Annotated in this window: 1 rRNA gene; it reads left to right on the top strand. The window is 53.2% G+C overall.

The annotated features are described in order from the left end of the window. Window positions 1–135: 135 nt before the first annotated feature. Window positions 136–1,252 (top strand): 23S ribosomal RNA (locus ACGTN6_RS20400); the annotation flags it as partial.

The following is a 1,252-nucleotide window of genomic DNA, read 5'->3' as shown; positions in this document are numbered from 1 at the left end:
TCTAAACGCTCTTTAACAATGTAAATCATGCTGACAAAGTCCCTTTCCTACCCGGGAAAGGGCATGAGATACGTCTCAAGCGTATCCGGCAATTGTCGTTGTTGTCATCGCGGATCAGACCCCTTGGGGTTATATGGTCAAGCGATGAAGCGCATACGGTGGATGCCTTGGCAGCCAGAGGCGATGAAGGACGTGGAAGCCTGCGATAAGGCTCGGCGAGGTGGCAAACAACCTGTGACCCGGGCATTTCCGAATGGGGAAACCCACTCAGGGTAACCTGAGTATCCTGTACTGAATCCATAGGTGCAGGAGGCGAACCGGGGGAACTGAAACATCTAAGTACCCCGAGGAAAAGAAATCAACCGAGATTCCCCTAGTAGCGGCGAGCGAACGGGGACTAGCCCTTAAGCGGGTGAAAGGTTAGGCGAATGAGTTGGGAAACTCAGCGATACAGGGTGATAGCCCCGTAGTCGAAAGCCTGATCCCGTGAAATCGAGTAGGTCGGGGCACGTGAAACCTTGACTGAAGACGGGGGGACCATCCTCCAAGGCTAAATACTCCTGGCTGACCGATAGTGAACCAGTACCGTGAGGGAAAGGCGAAAAGAACCCCGGAGAGGGGAGTGAAATAGATCCTGAAACCGTATGCGTACAAGCAGTGGGAGCCCCTTCGTGGGGTGACCGCGTACCTTTTGTATAATGGGTCAGCGACTTATTTTCAGTGGCGAGCTTAACCGTATAGGGGAGGCGTAGGGAAACCGAGTCTTAACTGGGCGACCAGTCGCTGGAAATAGACCCGAAACCGGGCGATCTATCCATGAGCAGGTTGAAGGTTGAGTAACATCAACTGGAGGACCGAACCAGGATCTGTTGAAAAAGATTTGGATGACTTGTGGATCGGAGTGAAAGGCTAATCAAGCCCGGAGATAGCTGGTTCTCCTCGAAAGCTATTTAGGTAGCGCCTCACGTATCACCGCCGGGGGTAGAGCACTGTTTCGGCTAGGGGGTCATCCCGACTTACCAACCCGAGGCAAACTCCGAATACCGGTGAGTGCAGCGTGGGAGACACACAGCGGGTGCTAACGTCCGTTGTGAAAAGGGAAACAACCCAGACCGTCAGCTAAGGTCCCGAAATCCTGGTTAAGTGGGAAACGATGTGGGAAGGCTTAGACAGCTAGGAGGTTGGCTTAGAAGCAGCCATCCTTTAAAGAAAGCGTAATAGCTCACTAGTCGAGTCGGCCTGCGCGGAAGAT

It is taken from the genome of Halomonas sp. B23F22_20 (genome assembly GCF_043496985.1).
Taxonomy (GTDB): Bacteria; Pseudomonadota; Gammaproteobacteria; order Pseudomonadales; family Halomonadaceae; genus Halomonas.
Note: the sequence above shows the minus strand (reverse complement) of the source record. Positions and strands in the feature narration are given on the sequence as shown.